At 39.5% G+C, this 1,191-nt stretch carries 2 protein-coding genes; both read left to right on the top strand.

Features of this window, described 5'->3' with window-relative positions:
- Positions 1-816: ATP-binding protein (locus tag ACFU9E_RS35545; protein WP_380715716.1), on the top strand; the 816-nt coding region annotated here is incomplete at its 5' end.
- Positions 813-1,163, top strand: a complete 351-nt coding sequence (locus ACFU9E_RS35540) for a cystatin-like fold lipoprotein (protein ID WP_380715715.1) — start codon at positions 813-815, stop codon at positions 1,161-1,163. The genes ACFU9E_RS35545 and ACFU9E_RS35540, both read left to right, overlap by 4 nt.
- Positions 1,164-1,191: the final 28 nt, after the last annotated feature.

The raw sequence follows: 1,191 nt of genomic DNA, 5'->3' as shown, positions 1-1,191 counted from the left end.
CAAAACATCATTGAGCAAATTTATGATTTGCATGGGAAAGATGCTGTAAAAACCGAAGTTCTGAAAACTTTAGATGCGGTTATTGAGCGAAAAGCAAAGGGAGAAACCGTTGGGCTTATGCATGTTGTAGATCATCTAGCGAATAGTGAGGACCCAACAATTAAGAGTGCAGGCGAGCTTCTTGTCCAAATGGTTCAGAATAGCATTCTTCAATTAGTTTTCAGCTATGGGGATGCTGATGCCATTAACTTGAATCGCAAAGTAACTATTTTAGAAATTGCCGGTTTAGACTTACCGAATGAAGATGATGACCCACGTTATTACAGTGACAGCGACAGGAAAAGCCTTAGCATTATGATTGGCCTTGCAAAATTCTGTGAAAAATTTGGTCGCCGCAGTCATGATGATCCGACAGCAATCATTTTCGATGAAGCTTGGACGTTGACTAAAGCCCGCGGCGGTAAGCGATTAGTTAAGGATATGAAGCGTGTAGGACGTTCCTTTAAAAATCAGCTATATCTTGTTTCTCAAAATATGGCCGACTCCGAAACAGATGATGATAAGGGGAATTTCGGTGCGCGTTTTGCTTTCGATAACGATGTTGACCGTCCAGACATTTTAAAGACGATGAACCTTCCGCAAACAAAACAAAATGAGGAGATGCTTGCGAATATGGTAAAAGGTCAGGCGTTGTTTATGGATTTTTACGGACGTGTTGGAAAGCTGTCGATAGATTGCTTATTCGAGGAATGGAGAGAAGCATTTAAGACAGTTGAAAAATCACACTCCGCTAGAGCAGAGGAGGAACTGGCATGATAAAAAAACTTGTTTTATCTTTTGCTCTTTTGGCAGCCATAACCGGCATGGCCGGTTGTGGCGGTACAAAGGCGAAATATGATGAAGCCATAGATCAAGTAGTAAGCATACAAAATCAAAGGTTACAGAAGGACGGAGTAGATAAAGACATAGATAAATTAAACCGTGAAGATGCCGAAATTCGTGTTTATCAAGATGGGAAGTATATTTCATTAGATTTTAAAATTCGAGATGGCGACACAATTAGAATGACTTATGAAAAACAAAAGAACGATGAATATGACTTGTATCCAGAAGGTGATGACGATCTTGGAAAGCCTGATTATACGGAAAATTTAAAAGAATAATCATGCATTTATACGTGTAGACATGTAG

Source organism: Kitasatospora sp. NPDC057595 (genome assembly GCF_042800875.1).
Taxonomy (GTDB): Bacteria; Actinomycetota; Actinomycetes; order Streptomycetales; family Streptomycetaceae; genus Kitasatospora.
The sequence above is the reverse complement of the archived record's forward strand: the minus strand, read 5'-3'. Positions and strand labels throughout refer to the sequence as shown.